This window comes from Corallococcus terminator, assembly GCF_049194865.1.
Taxonomy (GTDB): domain Bacteria; phylum Myxococcota; class Myxococcia; order Myxococcales; family Myxococcaceae; genus Myxococcus; species Myxococcus terminator_A.
Genome location: NZ_JBLZWL010000002.1, coordinates 347,687 through 367,030 on the forward strand (window position 1 = coordinate 347,687; position 19,344 = coordinate 367,030).

A 19,344-nucleotide genomic window follows, 5' to 3' on the forward strand; every position below is an offset into this window, starting at 1 on the left:
CTCGGCGTCCGCCGTGTCGCTCCGCATGTCATGCAACGGGAGACTTCATGAAGAGGCCGGAGTGGAGCACGACCGCCACGAGGTGGCTGGTCATGGGCTTGTTTGTCGGGATGAGCACGGGCTGTTCGGGCGGAGAGTCCGCCCAGGAGCAACCCGCACTGGAGACGGCGTCGAGTCCCCTGAACACGGGGCCGGACCTGGTGGTGACGGACGTACGAGGCCCCGCGAGTGTCACCTCGGGGAGTACTTCGTTCACCACGACGGTGACGGTCTGCAACCAGGGCACGGCGCCCGCGTACCGGGGCTCCACCGTGGCGGTGTTGCTGTCCTTGGACAACGTGTTGTCTCCGCTGACGACGATGCCTCCTCCGTCGGACCAGTCCCTGGCGGGGCAGGAGACGCTCCACGAGGACCTGTCGGTGGGCCAGTGCGCGGATGTCCGTGTGCTCGGTACGGCCTGGTTGCCGCCCGCGGCGCAGGGTGAAGGTGCCTACTTCCTGGGCGCCATCGCCGATGCGAACCAGTCCGTGGTGGAGCTGAACGAGAACAACAACACCCATGCGCAGGCGCGCATCGGCGTGGGCAACCGGCCGGACCTCATCATCACCGAGCTGTCGAGCCCTCCCAGCGTGCCGCAGGGCGGGTACTTCACCGTGGCGGTGACGGTGTGCAACCAGGGCACCGTGAGCGTCCCCTCGGTCCGCACGCAGCTCTTCCTGTCGACCGACACCGTGCTGACGCCGACCGGTCCGGGCGCTCCTCCCATGGACCAGTCGCCGATTGGCGAGGTGCTGACCCAGACGACGCTGAACGCGGGCGCCTGTGTCCGCCGCAGCGTCTCCGTCTACGCGGCGCAGCCTCCCGTGTCGCCGGGCCCCGGAGCGTTCTACCTGGGCGCCATCGTCGATGACCCGGCCTCCGTGCAGGAGCTGCGCGAGGACAACAACGCCTACGCGAAGGAGCTCATCGGTGTAGGCAACCGCCCCGACCTCATCATCACCGAGCTGCGCGGGCCCGCCAGCGTGCCGGACGGTCAGAGCTTCCAGGTCCAGGTGCGCGTCTGCAACCAGGGGACGACCTATGCCAATGCGCATGCGGCGCGGCTCTTCTTGTCGACCGACAACGTGCTGACGCCGATGGGCCCGGGCGCTCCTCCCACGGACCAGTCGGAGGTGGGCATGGTGCAGCTCCCCTTGCTGAACCCGGGGCAGTGCGCGACGCGCACCGCTTCGGCCCAGGCCTGGCTGCCTCCAGCGGGACAGGGCGCGGGGTCCTACTTCCTGGGCGCCATCGTGGATGACCCGTCCTCCGTGCAGGAGCTTCGCGAGGACAACAACACCTACGCGAAGGAGCGCATCGGCGTGGGCAACCGGCCGGACCTCGTCGTCACCGCGTTGACGTCGCCGGCGAGCCTGAGCTCGGGGCAGTCCTGGCCGTTCAGCGTGACGGTGTGCAACCAGGGCACGACGCAGAGCTACTCGACGATGGCCCAGTTGTACCTCTCCCTCAACGCGACGGTGACGCCCATGGGGCCCATGGGGCCTCCTCCGAGCAGCCAGTCGCCGATGGGCTACATCTCGATTCCGGGGCTGGCTCCCGGCCAGTGTGTGACGCGCGGAGAGAACCTCTGGGCCTCGCTTCCGCCATTCCCCACGGAGGCCACCGCGTTCTACCTGGCCGCCATCGTGGATGACCCGAGCTCCGTGCAGGAGCTGCGCGAGGACAACAACGTCTTCGTGAAGGGGCTCGTCGGCATGGGCAACCGGCCGGACCTCATCGTCACGGACGTGAGCGTTCCGCCGACCCTGTCGCCCGGTCAGTCCTTCACCGCGTCGGTGACGGTGTGCAACCAGGGCACCACGAGCAGCTCCTCGACGAACGCGCAGCTCTACCTGTCGATGGACACGACGCTGACGCCGATGTCCCCCGGCCCTGGCGGGCCCCCTCCGACGGACCAGGCTCCGTTGGGAATGATTGGCCTGCCCTCGCTGAGCCCGGGGCAGTGCACGTCGCGCAGCGCGAATGTCTGGGTGAACTACCCCATGGATGGGCAGGGAGAAGGGGCCTATTACGTGGGGGCCATCGTGGACGAGCCGGCCTCCGTGCAGGAGCTGCGCGAGGACAACAATGCCTTCGTGAAGGGACTCGTCGGCGTGGGCAACCGCGCGGACCTCGTCATCACCGCGATGACCGGACCGGCGAGCTTCAACTCCAGCCAGTCCTTCACCGCGACGGTGACGTTCTGCAACCAGGGTCTCCAGTCCAGCCCCTCGACGAATGCGCAGCTCTACCTGTCGACGGACACGACGCTGACGCCGATGTCGGCGGGCCCCGGCGGTCCGCCGTTGGACCAGGTGCCGCTGGGCTCCCTGTCCGTGCCTTCGCTGAATGCCGGAGCGTGCCTGACGCGCAGCGGCTCGTTCTATGGAAGCCCTCCGCCGCCGGATGGGACGGGGGATGGTGCGTACTACCTGGCGGCCATCGTGGATGACCCGAGCTCCGTGCAGGAGCTGCGTGAGGACAACAACGTCTTCGTGAAGGGCCTCATCGGCGTGGGCAACCGGCCGGACCTCGTCGTCACGGCGCTGAACGTGCCGCAGGTCCTCCAGAATGGTCAGTCCTTCACCGCGTCGGTGACGGTGTGCAACCAGGGCACCACCAGCAGCTACTCGACGCAGGCGCAAATCTACGTGTCGACGGACACCGTGTTGACGCCGATGCTGTACGGGCCCGGCGGCTCCCCGGCGACGGACCAGTCTCCGGCGGGATACGTTCCCTTGCCGTCGCTGAATCCGGGGCAGTGCGCGACGCGCTCGACGACGGCTTGGGCCGGGCTGCCGCCCGACGCGCAGGGGAGTGACGGGGCGTACTACGTGGGCGCCATCGTCGATGACCCGGCCTCCGTGCAGGAGCTGCGCGAGGACAACAACAGCTTCGTGAAGGGGCCCATTGGCATTGGCAATCGGCCGGACCTGGTCATCACTGCGATGACCGCGCCTACGAGCGCGTCCATCAACCAGCCGTTCACCGTCGGCTTGACGGTGTGCAACCAGGGCACCACCACCAGCACCTCGACGCAGGCTCGCTTCCTCCTGTCGGTGGACGCCGCGCTGTCGTCGATGTCGGGGCCTGGCTATCCCCCGGGAGACCAGACCGAGGTCGCGAACGTGAGCATCCCCTCGCTGACGGTGGGACAGTGCGCGACGCGCTCGGTGAGCGCGACCGCGTGGCTGCCGCAGGACGCGCAGGGCGACGGGGCGTACTACGTGGGCGCCATCGTCGATGACCCGGCCTCCGTGCAGGAGCTGCGCGAGGACAACAACAGCTTCGTGAAGGGGCTCATCGGCGTGGGCAGCCGCGCGGATCTGGTCATCACCGCGATGACCTCTCCCACGAGCGTGACGCAGGGCCAGGCCTTCAGCACGACGGTGACGGTGTGCAACCAGGGGACCCAGTCCAGCGCCGCCACGTATGTCGAGGTGGTCCTGTCGCTGGACGACGTGCTGTCCCTGTCGATGTCGCCGACGGTGGCGGACCAGGTGATGATTGGCTCGGTGTCCGTGCCGTCCCTGCTCGCGGCTCAGTGCATCTCGCGCAGCACGAGCGTCAATGCGTACGTGCCGCCCGGTGGCCAGGGGACCGCCTATTACCTGGGCGCGCTCGTGGACTCGAGCGGCGGGGTGCAGGAGCTGCGCGAGGACAACAACACCTTCGTGAAGGGTCTCCTCGGCGTGGGGACGAAGCCGGACCTCGTCGTCACCTCGCTCACGGGGCCTGCCTCCATCCTCCAGGGGAACACCTTCTCCTCGACGGTGCGCGTGTGCAACCAGGGCACGCAGGTGAGCCCCTCCGCCTGGGTGTCGCTCTACACGTCCCTTGACGCGAACCTCTCCCCGGAGCCTTCCATGCCGGGCCCTGGTAGCAACGCCAACTCGGACCAGCGGGAGCTGGGGGGCGTGAATGTCATCGCCCTGAACCCGGGTGACTGCATCACTCAGACGCTGAGCGTGTCGGCGTGGTTGCCGATGGATGCGATGGGGCAGGGTGGCGCCTACTTCCTGGGCGCCTACGTGGACCCGTACCAGTCGCTGATGGAGCTGCGCGAGGACAACAACTCCCGCGCCATCGCGCTCCAGATCAATCAGTAGCGCGCTGACGGTTTGACGAGGGGACGGGGCGGGATGGCCCGTCCCCTCACTGTTTTCCGGCCGCTCAGCTCCCCAGCGGCGGCTCTGACGGCGGGCGCGAAATCCACGCGGCGATGAACACGTCCAGCTCGCCCCGCAGCACGTCCTTCACGCGAGGCGTCCCGGCGCCGGTGCGAGGGTCCTCCACGCGCGCGCTGCGGCCCAGGTAGTAGCGCCGCACCTCGTCCGTGCTCCCGCCCTGTCCAGCCACCACGCGCGCGGCGATGTCCTTCAGCTCGTCCAACTCGCCCGCGCCGGTGAGCGTCAGCACGCGACCGGTGGACTCGTCCTTCACCGTCACCTCGGTGCGCACGCGCTGGAGGTAGGTGCCCTCATGGCTCTTCACGGGACGGCCCAGCACCTCCAGCAGCTCCAGCTCCTCCTCGGAGAGCGCGCCACCCCGGTGCACGCGGACATAGGCGCGCTGGCGCTTCTCGTCCTCCAGCCGGCGGTGCATCCCCGCCTCGCCCGCGAGGAAACCGTAGGCCCCGGGCCCGGCGATGCGCACCACCACGCGGGCCGGCTCGTCGGCTTCCGCCACCGCCACCGCCTCGTAGCCGCGCCGCTGCGCCCAGCCCAGGTACATGGTGGCCAGCTCCTGCACCCACGCCTCCTGCGTCTCCGCCGAGTCGCTCGCGCAGATGTCCACCAGGGCCTCGTTGTCCAGGGTGGTGGAGCCGGACGCGTGGAGCGCCTCCGCCATCTGCACCTCGCGCGCGACGTCCTCGACCTGCCGGGCCGCGGAGGCGAGCTGCACCTCGTTCTTCGCCTCGCGCACCAGGCGCCGTCCGAAGAGACACGCGGCCTCCAGCCGCTCCAGCTCGTTGAGGTGGGCCTCCACCGTCCGGAAGGCCCGGATGACGTCCGCCGCGTGCATGGGGTCGTCCCAGAGGTTGGGCGCCTGCGTCTCCGTCAGCAGGGACGCGCGGCGCTCCTCCAGCTCCGGCCGCCCCGCGGAGGCCGCCAGCGAGCGGGCCTTGCCCACCAGCCGGTCCATCTCCACCAGCAGCGACTTGCGGTCCAGGCGCCGCTTCACCGGCGTCGCGCGCGCGGAAGGCAGCAGCAGCTGCGCGGTGGGCGAGGGCAGCGGCGCGGCGGGCTCGGCCACCGCGATGACCCGGCCTCCGGGGCGTGCTTCCACGCGCACGGGGGTGCCAGGGGGCAGGGGCTTGCGGGCAATCTCCACGGCCAGCGCCGCGGTGAGCGTCTTCTCGATTTCGCGCTGAAGGTAGCGTGCGCCGAACTGAGGCGAGTAGCCGCGCTCCACCAGCCGGTCCACGACCTCGGGCGTCACCTCCACGTCCAGGGCGCGCGCGCGGATGCCCTCGCGCTCCAGCACGCGGCCCACCTCACGCTGCGCGATTTTGCGGATGTCCACCTTGGACAGCGGCTGGAAGTGACAGATGGCATCGAAGCGGTTGAGGAACTCCGGACGGAACGCCTCGCCGATGCGGCGGTCGACCTCCGACACCATCTCATCCGCGCGCTTGGTGCCCGCGAAGCCCATGGCGGGCTCCCGGTACACCTCCGCGCCCACGTTGGACGTGGCGACGATGAGCGTGTTGTTGCACGAGACGACCTCCCCCGCGCCGTTGACGAAGGTGCCCTCGTCGAAGAGCTGGAGGAAGCGGTCGTGCACGCTGCGCGCGGCCTTCTCGAACTCGTCGAGCAGCAGCACGGAGAACACCTTGCCGTCCAGGAGCGCGCTCAGCTCTCCGCGACGCGTCTCCATCGCCGGGGCCCAGGACGCGCCGAAGGGCACGCTCTCGTCGCCGTCGTTGGGGTAGTCCGCCATGTTCAGGCGCACCAGCCTGTCCGCCGAGCCGAAGAGGTACTCCGCCAGCAGCTTCGCGAGCTGCGTCTTTCCCACGCCCGTGGGGCCCGCGAACAGGAACACGCCCAGCGGCCGGCGCGGGTCATTCAGCCCTGCCTTGAGCAGCGCCACCGAGCGCAACACCGCGCCCACCGCGTCCGTCTGGCCGAGCAGCCGCTCCCCGAAGAAGCGCTCCGTCTCCTCCAAATCCAACGGCATGGCGTCGTCCACCACGAAGCGCGGCAGACGCGTGGCGGAACAGAAGCGGGTGAGCACGTCCTCGGGACCCACGTGGTCCTTGGCCGCGCTCGCGGCCTCCGCCGCCGTCTCCTTCAAGAGCTCGATGGCCTTGCGCGGCATGCGCTGCGCCAGCAGGAACTTGGCCGACAGTCGCAGGGCGAGGTCACACGCGGCCGGGTCGATGGGCAGGCGCAGCTCTCGCTCCAGCTCCTCCGCCACGCGGCCCAGCACCCAGCGCGCCTTCTCCAGCGGAGGCTCGTGCAGGGGCAGCAGGTGCAGCCGCTCCGCCAGCGCCTCGTCGGAGCGCAGCAGCTCCTGCACGCGCTTCGGCTCCGTCTCGAAGATGAAGCGCAGGCCTCCGGTGCGCAGCGCACGCACGGCCACGGGGGCCAGGGGCCCTCCCAGCGCCGCTGGCAAATCTCGGATGTAGACGATGGGACAGGGGTGGCGTGCCAGGTGGGCGAGCAGCTCCTCGAAGCTCTCCGCGGCCTGACGCTGGGTGCTGCGCGCGAGGATGTTGGCGACGGACACCTCCACCAGCCGCGATTGCGTCAGCTCCGCGTCCACGCGCCCCTCGGCGATGCGGCGCGCCACCTCCTGCACGAGCGCGCTCTTGCCCACGCCGGGGTCTCCCGCCAGCAGCGGGTGCTTGCCACCGCGCGTCAGCAGGCCCAGGACCTCCGTCACCGCGGCGTCCACGCCATGCGCGGCCGGCAGCCGACCCTCTCGGGCCATCGCGGTCAGGTCCCGGTCGATGAGTCGCTCCTGGTCCTCGCTCTTCCTCGTCGCCATGTGTCGTCAGCCGCCCCCTCACCGGAGCACGCACTCTAACCGCTGAACCGCCGAGGTGAGCGCGCAATCCCGGCGAGTGGCCGGAATCCCCTGGAACGCGGGGGCAGAGAGAAGCGGAAGTCGGAGGACTCGAACCTCAAGCCGGAAGGCCGGCTCGCACCCGGTAGCAGCGGGGCCTGGCGCCATCGCCAGTCCAACTTCCAAGCAGTTGTTGTGCAGCGAGCGGAACACGGTGGAGTCGAACCACGAGCCCCGAAAGGCTCTCCTGGTTTCCAGCCAGGCGGCCGGCCACCCGGCCCGCATGCTCCAAGTCACAGCGGAAGACAGGGGACTCGAACCCCGAGCGCGCAATGCACCCGCACCGTTTTCGAAACGGGCCGCCGGCCTCCAGCGTCGGTCTTCCAGAAAAGTCGCCGGCAGCAGCGCACCCGCCTGCCGGCTCGCGGGGAGGTCCACGGGCGGGAGGCCGCCTCTGGCGGACCTCCTCATCCCCTCCAGGCGCACCGTCCTGGGACCTCAAGCCTCCAACTCGCCATGCCAGTACGCCACGTCCCTCAGGAACTTGGCCCACGACATGGGCATGCCCTGCTCGAAGACGAACGTCAGGTGCATCGCGTCCGGCAGCTTCTTGGGCTTCACCGGGGCGCAGCGCAGCGCCATCTTCGCGTGCTCCGGAGTCCGGTTGCCCTTCCGCTGGTTGCAGGGCACACACGCGATGACGACGTTGTCCCAGGACGTCCGGCCACCCTGCGCCCGAGGCAGGACGTGGTCATACGTCGCCTCCGCGCGCGACACCTTCAAGCCGCAGTACTGGCAGCGGCAGCGGTCTCGCAGGTAGACGTTCTCCCGGCTGAACTTCACGCCCTTGGGGCCCTTGCGCAGCCCGCGGAAGAAGCGAATGACGGAGGGCATGCGGATCTCCACCGTCACCGAGCGCACGAAGCGGTCCTCGTACTCCTCGACCACCTCGACCTTGCCCTGGAAGATGAGCATCACCGCGCGTTGCCAGGGGATTCGCGCGACGGGCTCGAAGGATTGACTGAGAACCAGCGTCTCCATGACGCAACGCCTTTCGGTTGTATCCGCGGCGAGATTCGAACTCGCACTGGGCCGGGTTTGAGCCGGCGGCCTCTCCCGTTTGGGCTACGCGGACGGACTTCGGGATGTCCTGCTGACTTGCGACTGCGGGCTACGGACTGCGACGACAGTGCCGGTGGCGGGAGTCGAACCCGCAACCTCCAGGTTCTCGACCTGGCACCTCTACCTATTGGGCTACACCGGCAAGGACTGCGGAGATACGAGTGCACGCCCCGGGGATCGAACCCGGCGAGAACGGTGTGTGGGACCGTCGCCGTCTCCAGCTGGCTCGGCGTGCGTCAAGAGTTGCGGAGCAGGGAGTCGAACCCTGCGAGCCAGGCTTATGAGGCCCGGTGGGACACCAGTCCCTCCCCGCAGAAAAAGTGAAACGTGTGTGCTCCCGGCAGGATTCGAACCTGCGACCTCGCGCTTAGGACGCGCCTGCTCTGAATCCACTGAGCTACGGAAGCGGAATGGCACCGCTGAAGCGAGTGCCCCTGGCAGGGATTGAACCTGCGACCTCACGGTTCGGAACCGTGCGCTCTCATCCACTGAGCTACAAGGGCATGAAGTGGATCCGCCGGGACTCGAACCCGGAACCCCTCGGGTGCAAACCGAGTGCTCTCCCATTGAGCCACGAACCCATGTGACGACCGCACTGCGTGCTACGTGTGAAGTGCCCCCGGTCGGGTTCGAACCGACAACCCCCGGTTTACGAAACCGGTGCTGCTACCAGTTGAGCTACAGGGGCGAGACGAGCAGGCCGCCAGGGAGTTGAACCCCGCGCGCTCGGATTTGGAGTCCAAGCTGCTCCCGGAGCGCGGCCTATGAAGTGAAGCGTGCTGCCAAGTGCCGACCCTCGGAATCGAACCGAGTCCTCCCGCTCTTCAGACGGGCGCGCGGACCACCTACGCCAGGTCGGCAATGAAGAAGAGGCCAATACGGGAGTCGAACCCGTCCCAAACGGTTTTGCAGACCGTTGCCACCCCGGGCGGAACTGGCCAGTTGCGTGTGTTGCAAGCTCCCCGAATGAAACTTTGCGCGAACTCGTTCTCTGTTTTCTCTAGAGAATTCGAACTCTCTGAGCGGCAAAAGGTGAGTGATATTAGGGGGTTCGGGGATGGGCCTGCGGTTGTCCTTCGATTGGGGTCCGATTGGTGCTGTGAACTTCGGACAGGGAGCCGTCCCTGGACGGCGTCTCTGCACAGGAGAAGCTGGTGCGCTTGCGTCGTGACGGACCACGCTCGTGCTCCATGGGGACGCCGGGAGTTGAACCCAGCGGGCCCTGTCGGGCTCGGGCTCTACAGGCCCGCGCGTCTCCCCTAACGCTCTACGTCCCCGGGAGGAATCGGGGGCCCGGAAAGTCGAAAGGCCGGGTCCCCTGGATGGGGGCCCGGCCTCTGCGTGGCTTAGCGCGCCGATGGCGGAGCGCGAGCGTCAGCAGGGTACGGGCGGATGGCCGCCAAGCCGGTCAAAGCCCGCGGGGGACTTCGAGGCGAAGCTCACAAGGGAGCAGGAGGCGGCGTCGAACTGGGGCCAGGGGCTGTTGCGATAGCTGCGCTTCATCGGGTTCGTCCGCATCGTCAACGTCGTCATGGTCGCCGCTCCTTTCGGGGAGACTCTACGGCGGGTGATTATCGTTCCTGACATGACCGAGCTCTTCTTGCTCGTCGCTGCCAGGTTTAAATGCCCGTGGTCGGCGGCACGTCGGGTCGTTTCCCCAATCATGGGAGGCCCAGCAATCGCATGATGCCTTCCGCAGGAGAGAGGTGGCGCTATGAGGCCATTTCAGCCATTGACCAGTCTCTGGTGAAGTAGGCAGTTAAGTAGAAGTCCCCTGTGTAAGGACGCTGTGGGCTCATCGTGCGCGCGCCGCTTACCCGTAGTGACGCACTCGAGACCCAGCGACCAGGTTTCGGGTAGGCACAGCCAGGTTTCTCTCCACCGCGCCGCCCTGTGCGGAGGGCCCCGGACGACGGGCTCCGCCGCACAGGGTCAGGACTAACTGAAGCTGTTCACAGCCTCCTGCTCGTTGTCGAAGACCTCGAAGACGGTGATGAGCTTGGTGATCATCAGCAGATCCTCGATTTTCCGAGAGGGGCTCAGCAGCTTGAGCTTGCCGCCCTCACGGGTCGTGGTCGAATAGGCGCTGATGAGCTCACCAAGTCCGGCGCTGTCCAGGTAGGTCACATCGGAGAGCTTGAGCAGCAGCTTCTTCTTTCCGTCTTCCAGCGCGGTGCGAACGGTTCCTCGCAAGACGTGGGCTCCGTCTGCAAGGGTGATCTTCCCTCCGAGGTCGAGGATGGTCACGCCACCGGACTGCCTCTCCTGGATCTTCAACTCAGACATGGTTCATTCTCCTGTGGTGTGTTGGGCACTGCGGGCTGTTGCTTCGACAGTCGAACGACGGTACCTCCCTGGGGATGGGGCGAGAACTCGACTGCATCCATGAGCGCGCGCATGAGCAGCACGCCCCTGCCCGAGGGTTTGAGGCGCTGGGCCGGGTCGAGCGGGTCCGGAAGCGTGGAGACGTCGAAGCCGGCTCCTTCGTCTCGTACGGAAACAGTCACCCAGTCCTCCAGCGAGACGAGCATCACGTCCACGCGTCGGCCCTCGACTCCTTGGTTCCCGTGTTGGATGGCATTGGCCACGGCCTCCGCCACCGCCAGCTCCACGTGCTCGGCGGTTGCGCCCGGGAATCCTGCTTCCCTCAAGAAGGCTCGCGTGGCCGTGGTGACGTCATCGATGAAGGTGAGGCGGCTCTCGCCAGACAGCTTCAGGGTCACATGGGCATCCAAGGCCGTGGAAGCGCGGCCTCATGAACGCCACGCCACCGCATCATCTGGAATACACACGAAAATCGGCTTTTGCAATCTGGGCGGTTTTTGAGATATTGGGAAACTCACTGGGTGTATGACGCAGTGCCACCAGGAAGAGAGAGGGACGAGAAGCAGCGCCTCGCTCGCTCGCCTTGACGCACTGCTCAGGGTGGCCTTGACGCACTCATGACGCAGCGACTGAATTTTGGGTAGGCGCAGGCCAATGCAATGAGGGCCTGCCTGCCCAGCCCTCCGTCGCCTATTTCCTCTTCGGCCTATCCCTGACGCAGTAGTGTTAGCCCACGGTGCGGGAGCAGTTTGAGGCGGCAGCCCGGTTGAGGGGCTGCCGCGACTGGGGACGAAGCGCCGCTGAGCGGAGAGAGAGGAGGCGCCTCACCAAACCTGAATCGGCGACAGTCTGGTGAGAGGGGCGCCAGTACCAAGTTGGCCGCCGGAGTTGCTGCCAAAGGCCTTTATCACTCCGTCCGCCGAAACGGCGAGGGAGTGGGTGGGCGCAGCCAGAATGGCCACAACAGCAATCAACCCGGGCACCTGGGTGGGCGTCGAGCGGTTGACCTTGCTGCCATCGCCGAGCGCGCCAGAACCGTTGTAGCCCCAGGCCCACACGGTGCCATCCGCTTTCACGGCCAGCGAGTGGGAATCTCCGCCGTCCACTTCTTGGGCCCAGTGGGCGGGGCGGGCTTCTTCTCGTCGGACGGGGGCGTCATGACCGCTACCCTATTCGCCGCACGCAACCACTGCGACAGCGTCGGCTGGGACACTCCCACTTGCCGGGCCAGTGCCGCGGCACTCACCCCGCTCGGGCCCACCATCCTCTTCACCATCTGCGTCTTGAATGCGTCTGTGTACGGCACTGCAACCGCCTGCGCTCGACCCCATCGGGTGATCAGCTCGGCACGTCAGCCGAGGCGACATCTTCCCTGACACAGGGGGCTTGCGCATACTCCACTGGGCTGACTTGGGGGGCTGGGCGAGCATGGTGTCTCACCCTCCGCCACCGACCCCTCGCACGCAAATTCCTTTGGTTTCAGTGACGCATGATGCGTTCGCCTTGGGACTTGACCCCACCACAGCCAGCACGCACACAATCTCGCTTCGATGTCACTGAACGATCTACTTACCGCGCTTCGTGGTCCCTCGGGCCTCGGCCCGCCGCCGGGAGTCGCGCTCGCGGCGGTGGCCGGCTGTGAGTACCTCCCGCCGAAGAAGGTCGCGCGTGCCGATCTGCAGGCGCTGCGCGACCTTCTGCCCGCGCTGCCCGACGACCTGCGCGACGGCCTCGTCGCCGTCAATCGCATGCGACTGCGCTGGCCCGGCGGTCAGATTCAGCTCCAGGCGATCAAGGCGCTGGTGGACGCGCTGGTCCGGCACGTCGCGCACCCGACGCAGGACCCGCTGCTTCGCGAAGGACTGCTCCCGCTCGCGTGCACCTCGCATCGTGGGCACCATGTGCACACGTGCGCGCGGTTCGTGGAGGGCAGCTATGAGCTCGTGCTCGCGCTGGACACGAAGCGCTGGACGCTGCCGTTTCGGCTGGAGGAGTACCTCGCGCTGGCGATTCGTTGCGCCGGGGCGCCGTTATGGCCGCTACTCGTCGCCGAGGCCGCTTGCCGCGAGCTCGGACTGACCGGATCATTCGAAGCGCTCGAGCGAGAGGTCGCCGGGCTCCTGGTGGCGACCTCGCCGGGGGTCGACTGGCACGCCGAACTCGCACAGGCCGTGGCCGGCCGAGCATGGATGCGACCGGAAAGGCCCGGGAAGGGGCGGTTGCTCGTGGATGGCGGCGCGCCGATGTCGAGCGAGATGATCGCTGCGCACCTGATTCTCGGTCATCCCGTACCGGCGGGTGTGCTGAACTTCTATCGGCAGCTCGACGGGACCGTCCTCTCGTGGCGCAGAGACGGCCTGTTCGCGGATTCACGCATCTCCGGCTATATGGACCTGTTCTGGCGCAAGGAGTCTCTCGTCGCCAAATACCTCGGAGACAGTCGGCTGAACGGGCGCCCCGAGGGAAAGTACCGGGTGCTCGTCTACGGCGAATACCCAATCTTCATCGATATGGCGGCCCTGGACCTCTATCCGCTGTATCACTGGAACTACTCCGAACGGTCGCTTCATCGCATACGCCTGACCTTCGATGAATACATGCTCAGGTTCATGCGCTGTGGCGCCGTCCAGCGCTGGGAGCGGCTGTTTGCGGACGGCTTCGCGGCGGACACCCCTGTGCAACAGGACATACTGCGTGCCGTTCGAACGGTCTGCCTCGACCAGGAGCTCGAGAGCTTCCTGGCCCCCACGGCGCGAGCGGACCGCCGGGCCGTCGCTGCGGCGCTGTGACAGAGGCTCCGGCGGATGTTGATGGTCTCCAAGAAGCGCGGGAATCTGGTCATGGGTGGACCTGGGTTCCTACGTTCTCGTTCTCGTTCTCGTCGGTCAGGTCAGGACTGCGTCAGAGCATGAGCTGAGGACGAAGGACCTGCCGCGGGCACAGAGTCGACGAGCGGGAAGAGCTCATGCGTGTCGTGCACGTTGGCCGCTGTCACCGATTCGGTCAGCGGCAGCCCGTGGGCCTCTACGAGAAGATGATGCTTGCTACCCGCCTTCGCTCTATCCGTCGGGCTTGGGCCCGTGAGGGCCCCCTTTTTGACGCCCGGACGAGGAGTCGATGGAGGCGCGGGAGAGATCCACTTTGCCTCGCAGTCCCAGCTCATCCAGCAGCCGCGCCTGGAACTGTTCCCACACGCCGGCCCGGGTCCATTCCTCCAACCTGCGCCAGGCTGTCATGCCCGACAGGCCAAACTGCTTGCGAGGCAGCATCCCCCAGGGGATGCAGCTTCGGAGCACGAAGACGATGGCCTCCAGCGCCGCCCGGTCGTCCGCCCGAGGGCGGCCCAGCTTCTTCTTGGGCCGAGGCGGAGGCGGCAGCGGCGCTACGCGCTGTCAGAAGGCGTCGAGGACGAGTTCACGGACCACGTCCCTACAAGCTGGGATGCCCTTTGGGGATGCCCCTTGCCGACGACCAGCGTTCTACGCACGGTCGTCAGGCGCGTATCGCGACTGACTGCGGAGCCTGACCCGACCGAACTCCTCGGGCTGCGGCGGATGACGATGATGAGCGCTGCGGCAAGTTCTGGCCGGGAGAACGCTGCCCGGCAACTTCTTGCCCGGCAATTTTTTGCCGGAATACCCATGCCCTCATGTGAACTGACTCGCCAGACCGCTTGGCCCGTCCCTTGCTCAAGGAGGGTCACAGCTCGCGAGCACACGCATTCATAGGGGATGCACAGCCTCGGGGCAACTTCGGCCGTGCTAGCGGCCATGGGAGCAGTCGTGAGAAATCAAGATTCTTTGGCGCGTCGTCAACGTCGTTCCAACCATGTTTCGTCGCGACAGGGACAGCCTAGCTACAGCGTGTTCCTGACTGATGCTGGCAAGTGGTTGTTTGCTCCAGGATCGGATTTCTTGTTCGCGTACCTTGATGACAGCTGGTCTGACAGTTTGAAAGCCACTGTGACGACTTCATTCGAAGAAGCGCTGAGTATGTCATCGACCATCAAGGCGGCCGTCAAGAGCACGAGCGGTCAAGATGTCGTGAACGGTTTGTATCTCCTGGCTCAGCCCGCCATGACCTTGGCAATGAACACCATCGACGGCATGGGGCAGACTGCTGTCAACCAGAGCTCGGCATCGGGATCTGGGACTGCGGTCAGCATCACTCAAGAGTTTTTCTCCGCCATTCTTGGCGGACTGGGTGGTGATGTGAGCCCAATTTTGAACTACCTCACCAATGAGATGGGGGATGTGCAGGCACAGACGAGTCAGAGCACTGTCACTGAGAACTTCGGGACCGTCGTCGGCATGGTTTCCGTGATGCCTATCCTGAACGTTCCGGTGACGAGTTTTCAGTATGTCTACTCGACATCACAAGTCAGTACGTGGTTTGTCAGCGTGAACTGCGGCAGTGTCGAGCGCCAGTCTTACGACTATTCGTACACGACGGTTGAATACAACTACGTCAAGCCATCGAAGTAGGATTGTCTGGAATTTGCGCGTCCGCAGGCTACAACGTCTGCGGACGCGTTGACTGCCGTGGTGTAACGCCTTGCCATTGTAGTTGGGATTCACAGCACCTAACGAAAGTCAGGGCTGGGCTGGCCGTTGGCAAGGGGCATCCTCGGATTGAGGGACATGGTCCGTGAACTCGTCCTCGACGCCTTCTGACAGCGCGTAGCGCCCCTGCTGCCTCCGCCTCGGCCCAAGAAGAAGCTGGGCCGCCCTCGGGCGGACGACCGGGCGGCGCTGGAGGCCATCGTCTTCGTGCTCCGAAGCTGCATCCCCTGGGGGATGCTGCCTCGCAAGCAGTTTGGCCTGTCGGGCATGACAGCCTGGCGCAGGTTGGAGGAATGGACCCGGGCCGGCGTGTGGGAACAGTTCCAGGCGCGGCTGCTGGATGAGCTGGGACTGCGAGGCAAAGTGGATCTCTCCCGCGCCTCCATCGACTCCTCGTCCGGGCGTCAAAAAGGGGGCCCTCACGGGCCCAAGCCCGACGGATAGAGCGAAGGCGGGTAGCTTGCGTGTACCGGGGCAAGGTGAGCACCGATTCCAGGCCAAGCCGAGCAGCGATTCCGGAGCAAGGTGAGCAGCAGTTCCGGGGATGCCGAGCAGGCATTCCGGGCATGTCGAGCACCGATTCCGGTGAAGCCGAGCAAGCATTCCGGTGAAGCCGAGCACCCGCGTTGAAGTGGGGGGTGGTCGACAGGAGCATTGACGGCGCCGGGCAGCAGCAGGCCACTCCGCCCTCCCGATTCGGAGGTGGAGATGGCGGCACAGAGGCTGTCCATGAGGAAGCTGAGAGAGCTGTTCCGGTTGAGGTTCGAGGCGAAGCTGACGACGCGGTCGATTGCGACGAGCCTGGGCATCGGTAACGGTACGGTATGCGACTACCTGGGACGAGCACGGGTGGCGAAGCTGCCGTGGCCACTGCCAGCGGAGCTGGACGATGACGTGGCGCTGACGGCGCTGCTGTTCCCCGAGGACGCGAGGGCGCAGGCGGAGCGTCCGGAGCCGGACTGGGCGCACGTGCATGCGGAGATGAAGAAGAAGGGCGTCACCAAGCTGCTGCTGTGGCAGGAGTACCTGGAGTCGGTGCCGGGCGGCTACCAGTACAGCCGCTTCTGCGAGAGGTACGGGCGATGGCTGGCTGCCTCCAGCGTCACCCTGCGCCAGGAGCACCGCGCCGGAGAGAAGTGCTTCGTGGACTTCAGCGGGGATGGGGTGCAGGTGGTGGACGCGGCCACGGGCGAGGCGCGGGTGGCGAAGCTCTTCGTGGCGGTGCTGGGGGCCAGCAACCTGACGTACGTGGAGCCCGTCTTCAGCGAGGACGTGGCCACGTGGGTGGGCTGCCACGTGCGTGCCTTCGAGTACTTCGGCGGCGTCACCGAGTTGGTGGTGCCCGACAACCTCAAGGCCGGCGTCACCCGGGCGCACCGTTACGAGCCGGACGTCAACCCCACGTACGCGGACCTGGCGCGGCACTACGGCTTCGCGGTGGTGCCCGCGCGCCCGCGGCGGCCTCGGGACAAGTGTTGGCGGTCATCGAAGAGCGCGGGAATTTGGTCACGGAGGTGGTCATCGCCGGGTGCGGAAATCGGGTCATCGACGCAGGACGGCCCCACTGCCGCCCTGGAAGAGAGAGCGGCGAGCGGGGCCGGTGGCCGAGAGAGCGGGAGAGGGTCAGCCCTTCTTTGCCTTGCGCTCGGCGCGCGACTCCTCGGCGACGCGGCGGCGGTAGCTGTCACCCTCGATGCTGATGATGCTCGCGTGGTGGATGACGCGGTCAATCAGCGCAATGGCGCAAGCCGCGTTGGGGAAGATGTTTGTCCATTCCGAGAAAGGCAGATTGGTGGTCAAGACAATCGGCTTCTTCTCATGCCTGCGAGAGACGACCTGGAAGAGCAGGTCCGCGTTCCTGGCGTCGTAGGAGAGGTAGCCAATCTCGTCGATGACGAGCAGCCCGGCCTGGGTGCAGTAGTGCTTCAGTCGCCGGTCCAGGGCGCGAGCCGACTCCTGGGCTCCCAAATCCAGCAGCATTTGAGAGGCGGTGGTGAAGAGGACGCAGTGGCCCGCCTGGACGGCGTTGTAGGCGATGTTCTGGGCAATCATCGTCTTGCCCAGTCCCTGAGGGGCGACGAGGACGACGTTGGCGGGGCGCTCCATGAAGTCCAGGGCCAGGGCGCCCTCCACGGCCGTCCTGTCGATGCGCTTGGGCCAGCCCCAGTCGAAGTCCGCCATCGTCCTCATCGTCCCCAGGCGGCTGCGAGACAGGCGCCGCTCGACGCCGCGCCGGGCGCGGTCCTTCGTCTCCTCGTCGGCGATGGCCTCCATCGACTCGGCGGGCCCCCAGCGTCTCTTGGTGGCGGTGGCAATCAGGTCATCCAGCGCGTCGCTGGTGTGACGCAGGCCGAGTTGGGTGAGCCGAATCTTGAGGGTGGGCGTAGTCATGAGTCGTCATCCTTCTGGCCCTTGAGCAGGGCGTCATAGTCGGTGAGGGAGTGCTGGGGGACGCGCTGCTCGCGCACGCGCGGGTCATCGGGGAGGACGAGGGGCAGAGGGGGCGGCGCGCCGCGCTGCCGTGCACGCTGCTCGAGCAGGTGGGCGACGGAGGCGGGCCCCAGGGCGCCACGCGTGAGGGCCTCGGCGAGGGCGACGTCGAGTTCCTCGGGGCCGTACCGGTCGGCGAGCGCCAGCACCTTCACCGTAGGGTTGCCGAGGTTGTCGCCGCGAGCGGCGAGGGCCTCGAGCATGCGGTCCGCGTTGCGGCACCGGGAGCGCAGCACGTCGCGGCCACGCAGCTCGTGTGCACGGGCCTTGGTGCGAGCGAGGGCGGACAGGTGCGCCGCGTCCTCCAGCGTCTGGCCCTTGTCCCAACTGCGCGCATGGCGGGCCACCTCCTCTTGGCCGCGAAGCAGGCGGACGGTGCTGGCGGAGGCCACCAGGGTGAGGGGCTGGCGCACCAGGGTATGGGGAATGGAGTAGTCATTGCCGTCGAAGCGTACGTAGGGCGTCTTGCCGGAAGAGACGGAGTGCACCCCGTCGCAAGGCAGCGGGTGCGTGGGCAGGGGCAGCAGGCGCGGGCGCTCGTCTTCGAGGGCCTGCGCCACCGTGCGGCCCGAGGCTTCGCCCGGCACGCGGCGCTGGTGGGCCACCTCCTCCACCCAGCGGTGCAACTGGCGGTTGAGGTCGTCCACGCCGTGAAAGCTTCGGGCCGAGAAGAAGGAGTCGCGCAGGTAGCGGATGGTGCGCTCCACCTTGCCCTTCTCGTTGCCCCGGTAGGGCGCGCAGGGCCTCGAAGGCGCGTACGTGGCCCTCGAGGAAGCACTCCATGGACTGGCCCAGGAAGAAGCGCGCGTACATGGCGCGGCAGTGGCCCAGCACCAGGACGAAGCAAGAGAGTGTCCTGCTGGCGTGGCCCACGGCCACCTTGCCGAAGCTTCCCCAGTCGACTTGCGCCTCCTCACCCGGCAGCGTGGTGCGGCGCAGGAAGGCCTCCGCGGCCGGCTGCGGGCGAGTGCTTCGCACGTAGCGCTTCACCTGCTCGTAGCCACCCGGGTAGCCGCGCGCCTTCACCATGTGAAACAGGCGGCTGGCGCGCAGGCGCGGGTGCTCTTTCAACGTGACGTCGATGAAGGAGGTGTAGGGGCCCAGCAGCGTGGCCCTCACCGTGCTGGTGTTGGGACTCACTACCGGACTGTCCTCGAGCGCGCTCTCCACGGTGGAGTGGTGCAGTCTCCACTCCGTCGCGATTGTGCCCACGGGCCGCTTCTCCGCGTGGTGCAGCCGGCGAATGCGAGCGCGGGTTTCAGGTGAAGTCATCGCTTCACCTCCTCACCCGGAGTCGCGACGCCAGCGTGGCCCGGCGCGCGTGAGCGCCAGCGTCGTATGCCGCAGGAAGAGACTGGAGTGCCCGCAGGTGGTGCAGGCAGGGGAAGACGGCGGTGCATGCTGGGGTGGCCTCGCTGCGCTCGGCTCCACTGCCACCTCCACGGGGGACGGGGCCAGCGCGGCAGCTACCGTCGCCTCCTGGCCCCGTACGGCGGGAGACTGATGCGTCACTTTCTGCCGTCGTCGCTCACGCCAGGAGGATTGGCGCGCGGCGTGCGCATGGCGACCATCGCGTGTGCGCTGGTAGCGAGCCCCGGCCGCGCGCAGCGACTCGCGGCGGGCCCTGTGGCTGCACCTGGCACCGCAGTAGCGGCGTCCCCTGTTGCAGCGGGTGCAGAGATAGAAAACCCGCCGACACTCGGGCCACCCACACACCACGAAACGCAGCGACTCCAAACGGGGCCTCCGCGCGCGCCTGCTTCTGGCGCCACGCCCCGCAGTGCGCTACTTCCCT

At 67.1% G+C, this 19,344-nt stretch carries 14 protein-coding genes, 11 tRNA genes and 3 pseudogenes; 6 read left to right on the plus strand and 22 right to left on the minus strand.

Annotated elements, in window-relative coordinates:
• The first annotated feature begins 92 nt into the window (after positions 1–92).
• A complete protein-coding gene (locus ACN469_RS03475) occupies positions 93–4,148 on the plus strand; it encodes a CARDB domain-containing protein (RefSeq protein ID WP_498764100.1) in 4,056 nt (1,351 codons plus the stop codon).
• 64 nt (positions 4,149–4,212) lie between these two features.
• Here ACN469_RS03475 and ACN469_RS03480 read toward each other — a convergent pair whose 3' ends face one another.
• The 18 genes from ACN469_RS03480 to ACN469_RS03565 all read right to left on the minus strand — a co-directional run bounded on the left by ACN469_RS03480 (position 4,213) and on the right by ACN469_RS03565 (position 11,803).
• Entirely contained in the window at positions 4,213–7,032 is a 2,820-nt protein-coding gene (locus ACN469_RS03480; protein ID WP_498764102.1) for an AAA family ATPase, read from the minus strand.
• A gap of 223 nt (positions 7,033–7,255) precedes the next feature.
• Positions 7,256–7,340: transfer RNA gene (locus ACN469_RS03485), tRNA-Ser, on the minus strand.
• 208 nt (positions 7,341–7,548) lie between these two features.
• A complete protein-coding gene (locus ACN469_RS03490; RefSeq protein WP_141646017.1) occupies positions 7,549–8,091 on the minus strand; it encodes an HNH endonuclease in 543 nt (180 codons plus the stop codon).
• Positions 8,092–8,111: 20 nt separating this feature from the next.
• Positions 8,112–8,185 (minus strand) — tRNA-Leu (locus ACN469_RS03495).
• Between the two features lie 55 nt (positions 8,186–8,240).
• Positions 8,241–8,314, minus strand: a tRNA-Leu gene (locus ACN469_RS03500).
• A 101-nt stretch (positions 8,315–8,415) separates the two neighbouring features.
• Positions 8,416–8,486, minus strand: a tRNA-Met gene (locus ACN469_RS03505).
• Between the two features lie 18 nt (positions 8,487–8,504).
• Positions 8,505–8,579, minus strand: a tRNA-Arg gene (locus ACN469_RS03510).
• A gap of 22 nt (positions 8,580–8,601) precedes the next feature.
• Positions 8,602–8,675: transfer RNA gene (locus tag ACN469_RS03515), tRNA-Arg, on the minus strand.
• A gap of 6 nt (positions 8,676–8,681) precedes the next feature.
• Positions 8,682–8,753 (minus strand) — tRNA-Ala (locus ACN469_RS03520).
• Between the two features lie 33 nt (positions 8,754–8,786).
• Positions 8,787–8,860: transfer RNA gene (locus tag ACN469_RS03525), tRNA-Thr, on the minus strand.
• Between the two features lie 99 nt (positions 8,861–8,959).
• A tRNA-Phe gene (locus tag ACN469_RS03530) sits at positions 8,960–9,032 on the minus strand.
• Positions 9,033–9,042: 10 nt separating this feature from the next.
• Positions 9,043–9,112: transfer RNA gene (locus ACN469_RS03535), tRNA-Cys, on the minus strand.
• A gap of 251 nt (positions 9,113–9,363) precedes the next feature.
• Positions 9,364–9,449 (minus strand) — tRNA-Tyr (locus ACN469_RS03540).
• 97 nt (positions 9,450–9,546) lie between these two features.
• Positions 9,547–9,705, minus strand: a complete 159-nt coding sequence (locus tag ACN469_RS03545; protein WP_498764104.1) for a hypothetical protein — start codon at positions 9,703–9,705, stop codon at positions 9,547–9,549.
• 405 nt (positions 9,706–10,110) lie between these two features.
• A complete protein-coding gene (locus ACN469_RS03550; protein ID WP_498764106.1) occupies positions 10,111–10,458 on the minus strand; it encodes an STAS domain-containing protein in 348 nt (115 codons plus the stop codon).
• Positions 10,446–10,895, minus strand: a complete 450-nt coding sequence (locus tag ACN469_RS03555) for an ATP-binding protein (RefSeq protein ID WP_498764108.1) — start codon at positions 10,893–10,895, stop codon at positions 10,446–10,448. Before ACN469_RS03555 ends, ACN469_RS03550 begins: the two co-directional genes overlap by 13 nt.
• Before the next feature lie 426 nt (positions 10,896–11,321).
• Positions 11,322–11,603 carry an RCC1 domain-containing protein gene (locus ACN469_RS03560; protein ID WP_498764110.1) on the minus strand — a complete coding sequence of 94 codons (282 nt, stop codon included), beginning with the start codon at positions 11,601–11,603 and terminating at the stop codon, positions 11,322–11,324.
• Positions 11,570–11,803, minus strand: a complete 234-nt coding sequence (locus tag ACN469_RS03565) for a transposase (RefSeq protein ID WP_498764111.1) — start codon at positions 11,801–11,803, stop codon at positions 11,570–11,572. The genes ACN469_RS03560 and ACN469_RS03565 overlap by 34 nt, the downstream gene beginning before the upstream one ends.
• Positions 11,804–12,047: 244 nt before the next feature.
• Here ACN469_RS03565 and ACN469_RS03570 point away from each other — a divergent pair, with 244 nt between their 5' ends.
• Positions 12,048–13,286: a hypothetical protein gene (locus ACN469_RS03570; protein WP_498764113.1), complete on the plus strand. Its 1,239-nt coding sequence runs from the start codon at positions 12,048–12,050 to the stop codon at positions 13,284–13,286.
• Positions 13,287–13,387: 101 nt separating this feature from the next.
• On the opposite strand, the gene ACN469_RS03575 is transcribed toward ACN469_RS03570, so the two are convergent.
• Positions 13,388–13,660 carry a transposase gene (locus ACN469_RS03575; RefSeq protein ID WP_498764115.1) on the minus strand — a complete coding sequence of 91 codons (273 nt, stop codon included), beginning with the start codon at positions 13,658–13,660 and terminating at the stop codon, positions 13,388–13,390.
• Positions 13,557–13,877 (minus strand): annotated as a pseudogene (locus tag ACN469_RS03580) (transposase); the annotation flags it as partial. The pseudogene ACN469_RS03580 and the gene ACN469_RS03575, both read right to left, overlap by 104 nt.
• A gap of 402 nt (positions 13,878–14,279) precedes the next feature.
• On the opposite strand from ACN469_RS03580, the gene ACN469_RS03585 reads away from it, so the two are divergent.
• The 3 genes and pseudogenes from ACN469_RS03585 to istA form a co-directional block, all read left to right on the plus strand.
• A complete protein-coding gene (locus ACN469_RS03585) occupies positions 14,280–14,981 on the plus strand; it encodes a hypothetical protein (RefSeq protein WP_498764117.1) in 702 nt (233 codons plus the stop codon).
• A gap of 201 nt (positions 14,982–15,182) precedes the next feature.
• Positions 15,183–15,503, plus strand: a pseudogene (locus ACN469_RS03590) (transposase); the annotation flags it as partial.
• 285 nt (positions 15,504–15,788) lie between these two features.
• Positions 15,789–16,472 (plus strand): annotated as a pseudogene (gene istA, locus ACN469_RS03595) (IS21 family transposase); the annotation flags it as partial.
• Between the two features lie 210 nt (positions 16,473–16,682).
• Here istA and istB read toward each other — a convergent pair.
• Together istB and ACN469_RS03605 are read right to left on the minus strand one after the other, a co-directional pair.
• Positions 16,683–17,450: an IS21-like element helper ATPase IstB gene (istB, locus tag ACN469_RS03600; protein ID WP_498764119.1), complete on the minus strand. Its 768-nt coding sequence runs from the start codon at positions 17,448–17,450 to the stop codon at positions 16,683–16,685.
• The gene (locus ACN469_RS03605; protein WP_498764121.1) at positions 17,447–18,256 is read right to left on the minus strand and encodes a Mu transposase domain-containing protein; all 810 of its coding nucleotides are present in this window, start codon (positions 18,254–18,256) and stop codon (positions 17,447–17,449) included. The genes istB and ACN469_RS03605 overlap by 4 nt, the downstream gene beginning before the upstream one ends.
• Positions 18,257–18,330: 74 nt before the next feature.
• Here ACN469_RS03605 and ACN469_RS03610 point away from each other — a divergent pair, with 74 nt between their 5' ends.
• Complete coding sequence (locus tag ACN469_RS03610) at positions 18,331–18,531, plus strand: hypothetical protein (protein ID WP_498764123.1); 201 nt, start codon at positions 18,331–18,333, stop codon at positions 18,529–18,531.
• Positions 18,532–19,344: the final 813 nt, after the last annotated feature.